The organism is Microbulbifer sp. NBRC 101763 (genome assembly GCF_040371615.1).
GTDB lineage: Bacteria > Pseudomonadota > Gammaproteobacteria > Pseudomonadales > Cellvibrionaceae > Microbulbifer > Microbulbifer variabilis.
Window position 1 is genome coordinate 266,449 of the sequence record NZ_BAABQV010000007.1, and the last position, 15,537, is coordinate 281,985.

At 49.1% G+C, this 15,537-nt stretch carries 9 protein-coding genes; 3 read left to right on the forward strand and 6 right to left on the reverse strand.

All coding sequences use genetic code 11. The features are described 5' to 3' along the window. Positions 1-132 precede the first annotated feature (132 nt). Positions 133-2,184, forward strand: a complete 2,052-nt coding sequence (locus ABWV76_RS18520) for an amidohydrolase family protein (protein WP_353376910.1) — start codon at positions 133-135, stop codon at positions 2,182-2,184. A gap of 67 nt (positions 2,185-2,251) precedes the next feature. Here ABWV76_RS18520 and metE read toward each other — a convergent pair whose 3' ends face one another. Beyond that, positions 2,252-4,486 carry a 5-methyltetrahydropteroyltriglutamate--homocysteine S-methyltransferase gene (gene metE / locus ABWV76_RS18525; protein ID WP_353376911.1) on the reverse strand — a complete coding sequence of 745 codons (2,235 nt, stop codon included), beginning with the start codon at positions 4,484-4,486 and terminating at the stop codon, positions 2,252-2,254. Positions 4,487-4,666: 180 nt separating this feature from the next. On the opposite strand from metE, the gene ABWV76_RS18530 reads away from it, so the two are divergent. Both ABWV76_RS18530 and ABWV76_RS18535 read left to right on the forward strand, forming a co-directional pair. Then, the gene (locus tag ABWV76_RS18530; protein WP_020412122.1) at positions 4,667-5,635 is read left to right on the forward strand and encodes a LysR family transcriptional regulator; all 969 of its coding nucleotides are present in this window, start codon (positions 4,667-4,669) and stop codon (positions 5,633-5,635) included. Positions 5,636-5,708: 73 nt separating this feature from the next. Next, positions 5,709-6,248, forward strand: coding sequence for a cytochrome b (locus ABWV76_RS18535; protein WP_353376912.1), 540 nt, complete (start codon positions 5,709-5,711; stop codon positions 6,246-6,248). Between the two features lie 86 nt (positions 6,249-6,334). Here ABWV76_RS18535 and ABWV76_RS18540 read toward each other — a convergent pair whose 3' ends face one another. The 5 genes from ABWV76_RS18540 to ABWV76_RS18560 form a co-directional block, all read right to left on the reverse strand. Beyond that, positions 6,335-8,113, reverse strand: a complete 1,779-nt coding sequence (locus tag ABWV76_RS18540; RefSeq protein WP_020412120.1) for a DEAD/DEAH box helicase — start codon at positions 8,111-8,113, stop codon at positions 6,335-6,337. A 191-nt stretch (positions 8,114-8,304) separates the two neighbouring features. Continuing rightward, positions 8,305-9,549: a capsule polysaccharide biogenesis protein gene (locus ABWV76_RS18545; RefSeq protein WP_353376914.1), complete on the reverse strand. Its 1,245-nt coding sequence runs from the start codon at positions 9,547-9,549 to the stop codon at positions 8,305-8,307. A 1,029-nt stretch (positions 9,550-10,578) separates the two neighbouring features. Further along, on the reverse strand, positions 10,579-12,591 hold the full coding sequence (locus ABWV76_RS18550; protein ID WP_353376916.1) for a capsule polysaccharide biogenesis protein: 2,013 nt from the start codon (positions 12,589-12,591) through the stop codon (positions 10,579-10,581). A gap of 29 nt (positions 12,592-12,620) precedes the next feature. Continuing rightward, positions 12,621-13,553, reverse strand: a complete 933-nt coding sequence (locus tag ABWV76_RS18555) for a glycosyltransferase family protein (RefSeq protein ID WP_353376917.1) — start codon at positions 13,551-13,553, stop codon at positions 12,621-12,623. Between the two features lie 5 nt (positions 13,554-13,558). Beyond that, a complete protein-coding gene (locus tag ABWV76_RS18560) occupies positions 13,559-15,292 on the reverse strand; it encodes an SLC13 family permease (protein WP_353376918.1) in 1,734 nt (577 codons plus the stop codon). Between the last annotated feature and the right edge of the window lie 245 nt (positions 15,293-15,537).

A 15,537-nucleotide genomic window follows, 5' to 3' on the forward strand; every position in this document is an offset into this window, starting at 1 on the left:
AGTTAAAACATTAAAGAACGCCCTACCGCTCCCGCTTTTCCTCTCGCCGCTTGCGCCCCTAAGCTGCTTGCCCCCTCACCGAAAAGAAGCCAAAGTCCATCACCGGTATTACAACAAGAAAAGGGACAGTTCATGAGAAAAAAAACACTGACAACGCTTATCGCAGCCACAGTTCTAGCCGCAGCCAATAGCGCTTATGCAAAATCAATCGAGTATATTTTTTACGATAAAGAGGGCATTGCGGGCTCTGAAGTTATTCACCAGGATGGAACAAAGGTATCTGGTGAATTAAAGCTCGGCTGGAATAACCGTCGCCTAAACCTCAAGGAGAGCTTCACTATCGGTGAGGCGGCAATGCCCGAGCAATTATCCATTGAAGGGATCAGCCCATTTGGTGCTCCAGTCAGCGAAGAATTTTCCCTGGAAAATGGTGTCGCTCGCTGGAAAGGTTCCGATGAACATGGCAGTGCAAAAACTTCCGAAGCTCAATTTTATATTCCCAAGAACAGCACCCTTGCCGTACAGACGCAATTGGTAAAAGCACTGATTGCCGATGCAGATCAAAATATTGATTTACTGCCGCAGGGAAAAGCACGCCTCCATAAGCTTGATAAAGTGACCCTGCAACAAGGCGAGAAAAAGAAAATGGTCCACCTTTACGGCGTAAGTGGCCTGGGCTTTACCCCAGATCTCGCCTGGTATGATGACAATGGGGATTTATTTGCCTCCGATGAGGGGGGATGGTTCGCCATCCTGCGCAAAGGCTGGGATAAATCTCACCTCGAAGAACTGAAAACCCGGCAAGTCGCAGCCGCAGACCAGTACCTGCAAGGTATTGCCAAGAAACATACCCACACATCAATCCAACCCATCCTGATCAGCAACGTCAACCTGGTTGATGTTGAATCTGGCAAACTACAGAAAAAGCACCATGTTCTGATCAAAGATGGAAAGATCGCAAAAATCAGTAAAAAACCGATCAAAGCCAACGGGGCAACCACCATTGATGCCCGTAATCATACGCTGATCCCCGGCCTCTGGGATATGCACGCCCACTTATCCCCTACCGATGGTGTTCTGAATATGGCCGCTGGCATTGTTAATGTTCGCGACATCGGTAATACCCATGAAAGTATCATGCGTATTGAAGGGATGTTTGAGTCAGAGCAAATCATTGGCGGCGACCTATTCCGCGCGGGCTTTATGGACCGGGAAAGCGAAAATGCCATGCGTATGGGCAAGACTGCAGACAGCCTGGAAGAAGCCAAGGATATTGTCGAATGGTACGCGGATCGCGGCTATCAGCAAATTAAAACCTACAGCTCAATGGAGCCCGAGTGGATCGCTCCCTTAGCCAAGCATATCCACGAAAATGGTATGCGTTTGTCCGGTCATATTCCTGCATTTATGACCGCCGAAGAGGCAGTGGACGCGGGCTTTGATGAAATTCAGCATATCAATATGCTGTTCCTGAATTTTATGGGCAAGATAGATACCCGTAAAAGACTGCGCTTTACAGAAATCGGGGAGCACGCCCACGAGCTGGATCTGGATAGCAAAGAAGTGGCTGCTTTCCTGGATAAGCTAGCCAAGAAAGGCACTGTCGTAGACGCAACCACCACCGTATTCAGCTCGATGTTACTGCGCCAACCGGGCAAAGTAGATCCTGAATTTGCCGATATTACCGACCACCTTCCAGTGAATATCCAGCGCGCTTTTATTGGAGCCGAACTGGATGTGAAGCCGGAACACCGGGATGACTACGACCTTTCAGCGGAAGCCCTGCTGGCCATGATGCTCAAGCTACACGAGCACAAGGTCACTATGGTCGCGGGCTCCGATGGCATCCCCGGATTTACCCTGTTACGTGAACTGGAGCTCTATGCCAAAGCCGGTATTCCCAATATTGATGTGCTGCGCACGGCCACCCTGGTACCGGCGCAGGTTATGGGGGCCGACGAGTACACTGGCAGTATTGCGGTGGGGAAAAATGCAGACCTGGTTTTACTGGAGGGAAATCCTCTCGAGGATATTACCGCGCTGCGTCGCACCGCACTGGTGCTCGAGGGGCAGAATATGTATCGCCCGGATGAGCTTTACACAGCTTTGGGTATTAAACCTTTCCACCCTTCAGTGCCATTTGAATTAAATAACACTACTACAGTAGCCGCCAAGTCCCAATAAGCGGAAAAAACAGAAAAGAAAAAACCGGCAATCCAAATGATTGCCGGTTTTTCTACTTATAAATTGACTAAGCCAGTTCTGTACGCACAGTGCGCGCAGCCTCTACCATATTCAGCAAGGATGACCCCACCTCAGCCCAGTTACGGGTTTTAAGGCCGCAATCCGGATTTACCCAAAGTCTCTCAACTGGCACCACCTGTGCAATTTTCTTAAGCCGCTCCACCAGCTCACCCCTATCCGGCACATTGGGAGAGTGAATATCGTAAATGCCAGGTCCAATTTCATTGGGGTAACCACCGGCCTTGTCGGCAAAAGCGCTGAGCAGGCGCAGGTCAGATCTCGCAGATTCAATAGTAATCACATCCGCATCAAGGGAAACAATCGCATCCATAATTGCATTGAAATTGCTGTAGCACATATGAGTATGGATTTGCGTTTCCGCTTTCACTTCACTGCAGGTATAGCGGAAACAACCCACCGCCCACGAGAAGTAATCTGCATGTTCTGATTCTCTCAAGGGCACGCCTTCGCGCAGAGCCGGCTCATCTATTTGAATAATACCGATACCCGCCGACTCCAGGTCCAGAACCTCCTCACGCAAAGCCCTGGCAATTTGCAGGCAGCTCTCACTGCGGTGAATATCCTCTCGCGGGAAGGACCAGTTGAGAATTGTTACCGGGCCAGTCAACATGCCTTTTACAGGTTTTTTGGTAAGGCTCTGTGCGTAGCTGCTCCACTCCACAGTTATTGCCTGGGGCCGGGAAATATCCCCAAAAATAATCGGCGGTTTTACACAGCGGGAACCATAACTCTGCACCCAACCATTGCCGGTATGCACAAATCCATCAAGCTGTTCACCAAAGTACTCAACCATGTCGTTGCGCTCCGCTTCACCGTGAACCAGAACATCCAAGCCAAGAATTTCCTGCCGCCGGATCGCTTCAGCAATCTCCGCGCGCAAATGCTCCAGATAATCTTTTTCACTGATTTCACTATTGCGATACTGGCGGCGAACCTTGCGCAGTAGATCAGTCTGTGGGAATGAACCGATAGTCGTTGTAGGCAGCAGTGGTAATTGCCAGCGCTCAGCCTGCACGGGAACACGCTCCAGGTAACCCTGTTCACGCCATGTATCCCGTAGCTGTTGGGCAACTGAACCGCTTTTATCACCGCTCTTCAACTCGGTTACGGTCGTACTTACCTCTTGATCTAGAAGACTTTGCAGGTGCACCAGCTCATCCAGTTTTTGGCGAGCGTAGGCAAGTTTTTGCTTTTGCTCCACGGGCAGGGAGATTTCAGTATCCAGGTCTACCGGGCTGTGTAGCAACGAACAACTGGCTGAGATCCACAAGCGGTCACCCAGCTTTTCCGCCATTGGCTTCAGGACACGCTGCCATTTATCCAGATCTGCACGCCAGATGTTACGTCCGTTCACCACACCCGCAGAAAGTACCTGCTTATCACCAAGGAGATCGCGGGCGGTATTTAATTCTTCTGGCGCTCGTATACAGTCAAGATGCACACCATCCACTGGCAGAGAGAAAGCCAGCTGTAGATTTTCCCGCAGTGGGGAAAAGTAAGTTGCCAGGAGTAAATTCAGGCTGCCAGAATCCGCGCCAATCCCCTTGTATGCACCAATAAATGCGGAGCGCCATTCTTCTGGCAAGTCCAAACCCAGGATTGGTTCATCGAGCTGAACCCACCCCACACCGAGATCAGCCAGCTGCGAAAACAACTGTGTGTAACACGGCAACAAACTCGGCAACAGGGCCAAAGCGCTATCAACGCCTCTTCCCAACCATAGGTAGGTTAAGGGACCCATTACTACCGGCTTTACTTTATGCCCCTGAACCTGAGCTTCACGCACTTCATCCAACAACCATTCACTATCCAGGGAGAAGGCCTGTTGATCAGTAAGCTCTGGTACCAGGTAGTGGTAGTTAGTATCAAACCACTTGGTCATGGCACTGGCCGCAACCGGCTGCCCAGAGGGAGCTCGCCCCCGCGCCAAACGAAAGTACTGATCCAGTTTGTTCTCCGCGGCACCTTCAGAAAAACGATCGCCCACCACACCAAACATCAACGAGTGATTCAGTACCTGGTCATACCAGGCAAAATCTCCCACTGTCACCCAATCCAGACCGGCATCACTCTGTGCCTGCCAGTTGCTACGACGTATTTCCTCTCCCTCCTGCAAGAGTTGCTGCTGGGAAATTTCCCCACGCCAGTATGCCTCCAGGGCCTTCTTTAACTCACGATTGGCCCCGATACGGGGATAGCCAAGAATATGTGTCTGCGCCATGTCTCTGTTACCAAGTCCATTCCTGTGAGGGAGCATCGCTCCGTGTATACGGTCGTTCGCGGTAAATCGCCGGTTCCAGATCCCGTCACACACTCCGCGATAATTCAGACTTGATTGTGTCGGCACAGTGTTATTCAATCAATTTCATATTTTTTGCGGTTAACATGAATAAATTTAAAGATGATTGAGCTGCGTCAACTACGTGCCCTTTGCACCCTAAGGGAGACCGGCAGCCTGGTCCGAGCCGCCGAGAGGCTACACCTAACCCAGTCGGCACTATCCCATTTATTCCGGGAAATGGAGGAGCGCCACGATCAGCCGTTATTTGTGCGCAAATCCCGCCCGCTACGCTTTACCAGCGCAGGACTGCGTCTGTTACAGCTCGCTGACGACATACTGCCGCGGGTGGCCGTCGCACAGCGCGACCTGGCCCGGCTCGCTTCAGGACAGTCCGGCCGTCTCAATATCGCCATTGAATGCCACAGCTGTTATCAGTGGCTGATGCCAACCCTAAATACCTACCGCGACGACTGGCCCGAAGTAGAGCTGGACCTCTGTAGTGGATTTCACTTCGCACCGCTACCGGCACTAGTTCGCGGCGATCTGGATCTCGTGGTCACCTCCAACCCTGATTCAGAGCTGAAAGGTATCCACTACTACCCTCTGTTCAGCTTCGAGATGTGCCTGGCGCTCAGCCGTAACCACCCCTTATTACAAAATGGCAAGCGGCGCTGGGTCACCCCCAATGACCTGGACGGAGAAATACAGATCACCTATCCCGTGGAGCGGGAGCGCCTGGATATATTCCAACATTTCCTCGACCCGGCAGGTGTTGAACCCGCAGATGTGCGTACGGCAGAATTGACGGTTATGATGGTGCAACTGGTGGCCAGTGGCCGTGGTGTCTGTGCCCTACCCGACTGGGCCCTACACGAATACCTGCAAAAAGGATTTATTGCGCAATTGCGCTTGGGGGAAAAGGGCCTCTGGAGCACCCTCTACGCAGCGGTGCGAGAGGAAATACTGGAGCAGGCTTACTTGGCTGACTTCCTACAAACAGCGCGGGATACCTGTTTTTCCCACTTGAAGGGCATTCGCGCTGCCACTGGGGATAAAAACCGACAGGCCGAATTAACCACAGAGACATAACGGGAGCGGGTGCACACACTCGCCACAATTGATAAGCCTCTTCTCGGGCATTGTTTTTACAGGAGATTTACCTATGTCAACATCGAACGAAGGCTGGAATTCAGTCAGCAAGGGCTTGCACTGGTTATTTGTGATTCTACTGCTGGCCGTGTGGGGCGCTGTAGAGCTACATGAGTTCTTCGACCGGGAGGACCCCATGCGCGGCTGGTTTGTACGCCTGCACTTCTCGTTGGGTGTTGCTGTACTGATGCTGCTGGCTGTTCGCCTTTACTGGCGTGCACGTCACAAGCGCCCGGAAATTCAGGGAGCTACTTGGCAGAAGGCCGTTTCCAAACTGACACACGGCGCCCTATACCTGGTCTTGTTGGCAATGCCAGTATCCGGAATTGCCATGCGCCAGCTGTTTGGCCGGGATACTGAATTTTTTGGTCTCTTCGCGTTGCCACGCCTGTTAGAGAAAAACCCCGATCTGGGCAAGCAGCTCGCCTTCCTTCACAAAGACGTTCTATGGCCGGCACTGTTGGTATTGGTTGGCCTGCATATTGCCGCCGCCCTGTGGCATCACTTTGTGAAGCGCGATACCACCCTGACCCGTATGCTGCCGCAGCGCTAGCACCAGAGAATAGAAAAAGCGATAAACTAAAATGGTTTATCAAATAAAAAACGGCGCCTTCGGCGCCGTTTTTTATAGGGGCTATATTACTCCCCGCTATTCTCCCGCTTGAACTTGGGCTTTCCTTTTGGCTTATCTTTCGACTTACCCTTGGGTTTACCTTTCGGTTTACCCTTGGGCTTTGAGCTCGCCTCATCAAAGCGTGATATCTTCATCGGCTTTCCAGACACACGCACTTTTTTCAGGTGCTGGAAGACTTCTTTTGGCATTCCTTCAGGCAGGTCCACCGTAGTGAAATCCGGGTAGATCTCAATACGACCAATGTAGGAACTATCCAGCTCCACTTCATTGGCAATTGCGCCAACAATACTGCCAGGCCTTACACCATGTTCGCGTCCGATTTCGATACGGTAGCGCTCCAGGCCTTCGTCCGGTGCCGGCAATTTGCGGTCTTTCTCATAACCACCTCGCTTGCGGCCGCGCGCCCCTTCGAAGTCATCATCGCGCTCGCGTCGTTCTCTGCGCTGCTTGGGCTCCTGCTCTTTGATCAACAAAGGCTGATCGCCCTGAGCCATCGCAGCCAGCGCCGCGGCCACATCCAGTGGGTCCACTTCATTTTGTGCCAGGAACTCCTCTACCAGCTGGCGGTAGGGAGCCAGATCAGTTTGGCCTTCCAATGTTGCGGTAATACGTTCACGGAAACGCTGCATACGAGCACTGTTAACCGCCGCCGCGCTTGGCAACTCCAGCTTTTCAATCGGCTTTTTGGTGGCCTTCTCAATAATTCGCAGCATGCGGCGTTCACGCGGTGCAACAAACAGGATGGCATCACCTTCACGGCCTGCGCGACCAGTACGGCCAATACGGTGGATATAGGCTTCGGTATCGTAGGGGATGTCGTAATTGATCACATGGCTGATACGCTTCACATCCAAGCCTCGCGCCGCCACATCAGTGGCCACTACGATATCGAGTTTGCCATTCTTGAGCTTATCGATCACCGCCTCACGCAGGTTCTGTGCCATATCTCCATTCAGTGCTGCACTGGCGAAGCCACGCGCTGCCAGCTTATCTGCGAGCTCCACAGTGCTGTTCTTGGTGCGCACAAAAATAATTGTGGCATCCACTGGCTCAGCTTCCAGAATGCGGGTCAGTGCATCCAGCTTGTGAAGACCACCCACTGGCCAGTACCGTTGGCGAATAGTCTCAGCAGTCTCGGTCTTAACCCGAATTTTGACTTCTACCGGCTCCTGCAGGTGCTCTCGGGCGATACGGGCAATCTCTTTGGGCATGGTCGCAGAGAAAAGGGCAATCTGGCGCTCTTCGGGAATTTGTTCCAATACCCATTGCACATCATCAATAAAGCCCATGCGCAGCATTTCATCGGCTTCATCCAGTACCAGCGTACGTAAGTTGGAGAGGTCCAGGGAACCGCGGCGCATATGGTCCATCACCCGACCTGGGGTTCCCACTATTAACTGTACTCCGCGCTTCAGCTGCTGTATCTGTCCACGGTAGTCGGCACCACCGTAAATCGGTGCTACATGAAAGCCTTTAAGTTTGCCTGCGTAGGCCTGGCAAGCTTCTGCCACCTGGATTGCCAGTTCACGGGTCGGCGCCAATACCAGCGCCTGGGGGCGCCGGTCACTCAAATCTAACTGGGAAAGCAGCGGCAGCGCAAAAGCAGCTGTTTTGCCGGTACCAGTTTGTGCCTGGCCCAGTACATCGCGGCCCTCCATTAAGGAAGGGATAGTCTGCGCCTGAATTGGGGACGGAGTCTCATAACCAAGCTTTTCAATGGCATTGAGGATTTCAGGCGGCAGGCCCAGCTGGTCGAAGCCGGCCGGTTTAGGGGTATCGGTCATTTCGGAATTCACTTGAAGCCAAAGTCCCTATCGAGGGACCGGAGCGGCGGGTCAAAAGGCCGCGCAGTCTAACAGGTTAGTCGATTTAGATCAGCCTATTTTTTAAACAAAGGGTGACCAGTGCAACTGAAAGCCTTTAGGAGATGCCGTATTAGGCTGAGGAGGAGCAGGGAGTTGGGAGCACCCATGCTTTATACGGCATCTGTACTACAGGTTTCGACGGAAACAGGTCCCTGTGCAGCTAATACGGCAACTGATTGTAAGTGCTTTATCACTCCGTCTATTGTCTTATCAATGCCTTTGGAGAAACTACCGTCAATCTGGGTTTGCTCGTAAAGATAGGTATGGAAACGCTGAAAATATGTAAAGTCTACTTTCTCGGGTGATGACCAGAAGCTGGCTAACTGACCTTGATGGGTTAATCCGGGGATATCGTAAAGTGCACGACCAAGCACCTTGGTAGGAACTTTATGCAGCAATGCTGAAATACCCACCGTACTATTGATTGTCACAACCCCCCTGGCATGATCGAGCAGAGTGGGTAGGTGTAAATCGTGGCAGTAGATAACCCTTCCGACAATACTGTACCGCTCGGCCAACACATCAATCAGCTTCTGGTAATGGCAAAAGCCTCTATCCATAGGGTGATGTTTGATAACAACCACTGTGCCCTCTGGAGCATTCTGGGCAAAGGACTTCAGCACTACATCGATGGCGTTTTCTATAGAAAGAAGGTCGGAATGCCTCCTAAGCTGAAAATCATCTCGGGTTTGCAGGGGAAACAGGAAAAACTGCTGACTCAGATTTGAAGTTAACCGATCAGTCAGCTTATGCTCCGTTATCTTGTAAAGTCCCTTGCGAACAAAGCTGCGAAGCCAGTTAGTACCCTCCTCCAGCCAATCACGACTACGGTGATGCCGGTAATAAGGAAATTCTGACTGTCCAAAACGCATTGCCAAGTAATATTCGATCGCAAAAAGTGCTCTATGCCAGAACGTTTGCCCTACGGGAAGCCCTTTTTGGCGCCCATTAGGTTCGTACTGGTTAATTGTCTCCTCAGACCAATCCCTCTGGGAGAAAGCATTTACTCCTCCCCACTCCAGAGTTACGAAATCTGGGCGCAAGTATCCCTCTTCGAATACACAAAAAGGGATTTGAAGTGATGAACAGATTTCTCTTGCCGTGGCGTGGTAGCGTCGGCAATCGCCATAGACAAAGACCGCCTCAGCCCCCTTGTCTAACAGGTATTGGCGAAAAAAGAATGGCCAGTCATCCTCGCTACCAGCGAAATCTTCTTGGAAATCCGCCCACGCAAAAAAGCGATCACCGCCGTTAAAGTTGATTTTATGGGTGATCACACCATGTTGGGATAGCCTTTTCGCCACCCTGGCGAAAAATGGACCATGAGGCCCCTGTAGAAATACTGCAACAGACATAAATTGATCTACCCCTGAGTATCAATAAGCTGGCGCAATACAACTTGTCGGTAGGCAAGTGTAGGAGGAGAGAACAGAAACTTGCCTACGCATTTCGATACCACAAAACTTAAGTTAGTCAACAACCCACAGTGAGGTATTATCTCATCTAAAGTCAAGCTCCTAAAGCCTCCTCTAACTCCGCAATACCGCTCTCTACAGATCAGTGACAAGCCAAGGCCTATACATTGAACCTTTCTTAATAGCTATTTACAAAGACAGCGTCTGTATTAGTGGAAATTGAGAGTCGATTAATTTAGGCCTTTACATATTTTCAAAGACGCAAATAAATCTATCGCCCGCCAATTGCCAGTGCCCGGAGAAAAAGCATCTTATATCAAGAAAAAAAATATGCCATCACACACAAATACAGCGCATGTGCCCCTTCAAAGTAGACTAACAGTCCAGATATAACCGCACCCTGTTTTTTACCCAACAAATTTTTATCACTGCGCACAGCCGTACATCATCGGTGAGCAGTTTAGTCCAGCTCAAAGAATAGAAGCAGCGCAGCTGCAATCGTTTGCAGCTTGAATTGAATAAAACATCTTCCCCTTAAATAAAATCACTGCCAAAACTCAGAAAAGCGAAAAACCATTAAATACAAAACCACTGATCAACTCTTTTTGCAAAGCAAAACTCTATGACTCGCCTCAGGCTTTAAGACAGCATTGATAGCAACCATAAGCGAGACAGATAATCCCAGGAAAACTTAAGAATAAAGTTACCTTCAACAACAAAACAGGACTCGCAACTAGAGAAAAGGGCATTAACTTAAAAAAGATGAAGCAATTCCTGAAAAGAACCCAAATACCGCAAATCCCACTCAAAATTAGACTGTAATTAGAAAATAATGCGATTATTTAAAGGTGCGAGATCAATATCAAGAAAACACAAAACCAAATAACCTAAATGAAAATATATTTCACAAAGACCTGTATTACATATCTTCTAAGGTAGAAGTCTACGCCTAGCCAACAACCGCTTAAACTAATAACGCAAAAATTTACTCCGATACCAACAGAAAAACTTAAAGAAAATATTATTTCGGACACTCAAATTTCGTTCAGACTCTAACAGCTCAACTGTTGTCTCTGCGTCTATATACTCCCCAGTATTTCTATCCACATATACCGGATAAAGCAATAAAGTAGCCGCAATTAGTTGATCCAGACTTAAGTGGCGCTGCCTACGAGACTTCAGTTCAAATAAGTCTTTTTTACTCATCTCCTTGTTTTCTATAAGTTTATCATTTGTGAGACCCCAGCCTGCATAAAAAGGCAGGCCATAGGTTACCACCCTTACCCCGCGCATCAGAGCCTCAAAGCCGCTCAGTGAACTGAGTGTATGTACTTCATCAACATTTTCTAATAAAAAAGAAAAATCACCCTGCTCTACTATTAAATCAAACAAAGACTCAGCACCTGCCGGCAGCGCTCCCAGTCGAGCTCCGGCTACCACATCCGGGTGGGGTTTATACACAATATATGCCCCTGGATTATCGCGCCTTACTCTTTCAAGCAATGAAAAATTACTTTTTAATTTTGGTGAGCCATAGGCAATGGATGCATCACTTTCGACTTGACCAGGAATCAGGATCACTTTCTTATCTGAGGAAATACCTAAACTGGATATTGGCTTACAAACACTTAAATTGTATTTAGTTAAGCGTTTTCTGATCAGCGATTTTTGTAGCTTTCTGGCCCTATTTAATAATGACTCTGGAAAAACCCCAAAATTTAACAGCGCTTCAAGATCACTTGGTTGCTCCGCATCAAAATAGATACCACGAGAATCAAAAACCAGCGACTTTGGCGAAATTAAATCTGCCCCCAAACCAACAGAGCGTAAGAAACCATCCTCTACCCGCCATAAATTTAAGTTTGAGCGCTTACATTCCTCCTTTAATTCACTCGACGCTCGACTTGCCCAAACCAGGATATTGGTACCGATATCCAGATTTCTTGCTTCGCTATATCTTTTAGAGAATTTCACCCTATCCTTATTTCCAAGGAAATCAGGAATAAATCGACGCTTCCAAGCTGAAAACCCAATGCCCTGCCACTGTCCCCGAAACCGGTTCCACTGTCTTTTTTGTTCCGCAATGAGTCCAACAGTATCCTCAAATTCACACTTCTGTCTTGTGTAGGGATTTATATATCGACAATAGCGCAGGTAAGCAGCGTCGAAAATCTCCGCCAAAGTACGCTTGATTCCACGGCGTTCCGAGCTTTGGCGATCCTTGGTCAACCCCCAACCAGCATAAAAAGGCATACCAAAACAATGCACTTCTTTACCAGCAATTAGTGCATCAAAGCCCAGCTGGCTACTTACCACATAGACCTTTTCAACTCGATCAAATATTGCCCAAGGAGAAATATCCTGGGTAAGTAGCTTACAGCCTTTTTCCTCCGCCAGCTCTTCCAGATATCCGCGTTTCTTTCCCGCAATAACATCTGGGTGAATTTTTACTAATATTTCAGCCCTAGGATTTTCACGGATGGCGCTTTCCAACATTTGCTGGAAATGTTTCGTTGAAGCTAATCCTCCACTAACAGATTTGTCGCCATAGGTTTGGTCAACTACCAACACATAAGCGCGACTGTCCGGTAATTCCAGGGGAGTATCATCAGCAGAGTTATATTTACAAAGTCTATAGCTTCGTAAAAGCCGGAGCCCTGCTTCTGCTCGCTCTATCTCTTCTGCCGAACAAGCAGATTCTCCGATCAAGGACTCAAGATCACTTGGGCGGGAGGCATCGTAATAAATACCTGTCTGATCAACAATTAAGCTGTGGGGTTCAGCGCCCTCAACCCCCAGACCCAGTGATCGCAAAAATCCATCTTCAATACAGGAATAAGGTAAATTTGAGCGAACGGCTATACGCTGCGCCTTAATTGCAGTTGCCTTAAGACCCCAACCAACCATATGGGTAACAGACTTACCTGGTTTTGACAGCACATACTGACAGGGAGCCCCTAGAAAATGTTCCAGGTTGCGCAATCGGCTAAGGCCCAGCGAACAATATCCGATTACAGACATTGTCGAGCCTCACTTAATAACTTCTCACGTAATTGTTTATCATCCGCTAAATGTAAAATGCCATCTACCCAGGCCGAAGTCTCCATAGGCACCAACAAACCATTTTCCTGATGACGAATCACCCTGCCATAAATATCCCCATTCGCATATATTCCTACAGCACCAGCCCGTGTAATATCAAAAAACTTAGTGTAAGACCGGGCTTTATTAAATGGAGTGTCTAGCAACGGTGCCAAACCAATAGTTCGCCCTGGCTTTTGCAACATGGATAGATAGGTTGACCATTTCATAGGATGTATTACTTTTACTCTTGACATCCCTCGAAACAGGTTATTTACACGCCCATCACCGATAACTTCGAAATTCAAACTTGAATTTCTTTGCAATACTTTCTGAATTATTGGGACCAACCAGCGAATTTCTTCAATATGCGATGCAGAACCATGATAGAAAACTGTTAGAGGTTGACCTCCACTACAATCTATCTGCTGCGCCTGTAATAACTGTGGAGACCATTCCTGATACTTGCTCTGTAAATATGGCGTTGAGACCAACAGACCTGCCCCTATGGACTTCAGCCAACCTTGTCGTGACCAACTATAACGAAAAATCTTTAGTTGATAGCGGAGGGGCAAGCCAACAAAGGCGGACCAATCAAATAAATCGTCATCAATAAATAAATAAATTTCTGACAATTTACTAAGATTTTTATGGATAAGAGACTGCCATGATCTGGGGATATAACGTACAAATATCAATCCCAGGCCCTCAAGCTCATCACCACTAAGAACTTCCGAAAAAGACAACCGCTGTACTTGCGCTTTTTTCTTCCGCAAATAAGGAATAACAAAATAATCCGTTGAGGGATTTGGGCCCTCTTCAACGATCAACCAGCGGTTCGCATTATCCAATTCAGTTCTCAAAAGCTTCAATTCTCAAAGGGAAATACGATTGGCAATAATGTTAGGACAGTCAAAGAGTATGCAATGGTGAGAGGTAAACCCGCACGCAGGAAGTCCCTTAAGTGATACCCACCCAAGTTTTGCACTATCAGATTGGTCTGGTAGCCAAATGGAGTCAAAAAACTTGCGCTGGCCCCATAGGCCACGGCCATTACAAAAGGCAGCCAACTCACCCCAAAACTCTCTGCCAAACTCCAGGCAAGGGGGAAAGTAAGCGCGGCGGCTGCATTATTCGTCATCAGTTCGGTTAGGACTAAGGTCAGTAAAAATATACCCACCAGACCAGCCAACGGCCCCCACCCAGCAAGCATACTCCTCAAACCACCAGCCAGCGTGTCCGCCAAGCCACTAACAGCAAAGGCCTCTGCAAGTACCAAGGCACAGGCAATAATTAACCATATCTGGAAAGGGAAGCGTCGCTGCATCTCAGTAGTCGATACGATACCCAGCCCTATCATGCCACCCAGCAATACCACCAGTCCTTTCAGCAACGAAAAATAGCCGAGCGCCGCACCGGAAACTACGGCAGCAAAACCAAGGCCCAGCAGCCAGTTATCCCGCCGTGAAAGTTCACGCCGTACTTCAGTACCGCTTATCACATAAAAGTTCTTATCGATATTTAAGTGATGCTTGAAATCCGCTCCCACTGCCAGCAGCAGCGCATCTCCCGCGCGCAGCTCTATCTCCCCCAGCTTCCCTGACAACCGTTCACCGCCACGGCGCATAGCAACTACAGCAGCGTCGAAACGAGTACGAAAGTTGCACCCCTTTAGGGTTTGGCCAAGGATACTGGAACTGGGCGTTACCACCACCTCGGTGAGATTCAGGTCCAACTTCTCATCTTCCAGAGCGAAAAGGCGTAACCCCTCAATATCCTGTAAACGTCCCAGATCTCGGACATCACCACTAAAAATCAGCTTATCCCCACAACGGAGCACCTCTGAAGGTGCCACTGGACTTATGATTTGATTTCCACGAACAATTTCGATCAAGTAGAGGGTCTCCAGCTGGCGCAAGCGGTTCTGTTCAACGCTCTTGCCATCCAGGGGAGAATCTGCCACTACCTCTGCTTCCAGCAGATATTCAGTCACCGGCTCCTCAGTTACCGCCCCTTCAGGTAAAAGGCGATTACACAACAACAACACTGCCAGCCCCACTAAGGTTGCGGCCAATCCTACTGGCAAAAAAGTGAAGAACTCCAGGCCTTGCAGGCCACGGTCCAGCACGAAACTATTAACAATCAGGTTGGTAGAAGTGCCTATCAAGGTCAGGGTTCCACCGAGAATAGCGGCATAGGAAAGTGGTAATAGCAGCTTTGCTGCCGGTAAACGGCGTTGTCCTTTGACGCTGGACGCCAAAGCTGCCACCACAGCAGTATTGTTGAGAAAAGCTGAACTTAGCGCTGTTGCAGTAGTTAAGCGCAGAAGGCTGATCCTCAGGGAGCCATTGATCAACCCTTCTGAAAGAGCCCGCAACCAACGGGCCTTCTCCAACCCCACCGATACCAGTAATAAAATTATCAATGTCACCAAACCCGGGTTAGCCCCCTTCTGTAACACCGACTCCGCAGGTACCAATCCGGTCAAAAAACAGGCTCCTGCAGCTGAAGCAAAGACCAGAGAAGGGCGGAAACGTGTGAAAATCAGGGAACCGATTACCAGGGTAAAGATACCCGCAACAAAAAATTGGGAAAGTGTCATAAGATCAGGGCACCGCTCTGGTTACCGATACGAGAGTTTGTTTTATTGCAGGCCTGGGGCAACAACAGATTATGCCAAAACTGATCCGGTTATGCTGCCCGCCCAAAGCTTCCTATATAGTTATGCCCGTAAGCCCCCAGCCTTACCGCCAAGCGCAACAGAAGAGCATCCATACGCGCCACTTTCTTAATATGGCAAGCTGGCAAATGCAAAGAAGTCCCCATTAGAATAAATCAGCGAATATA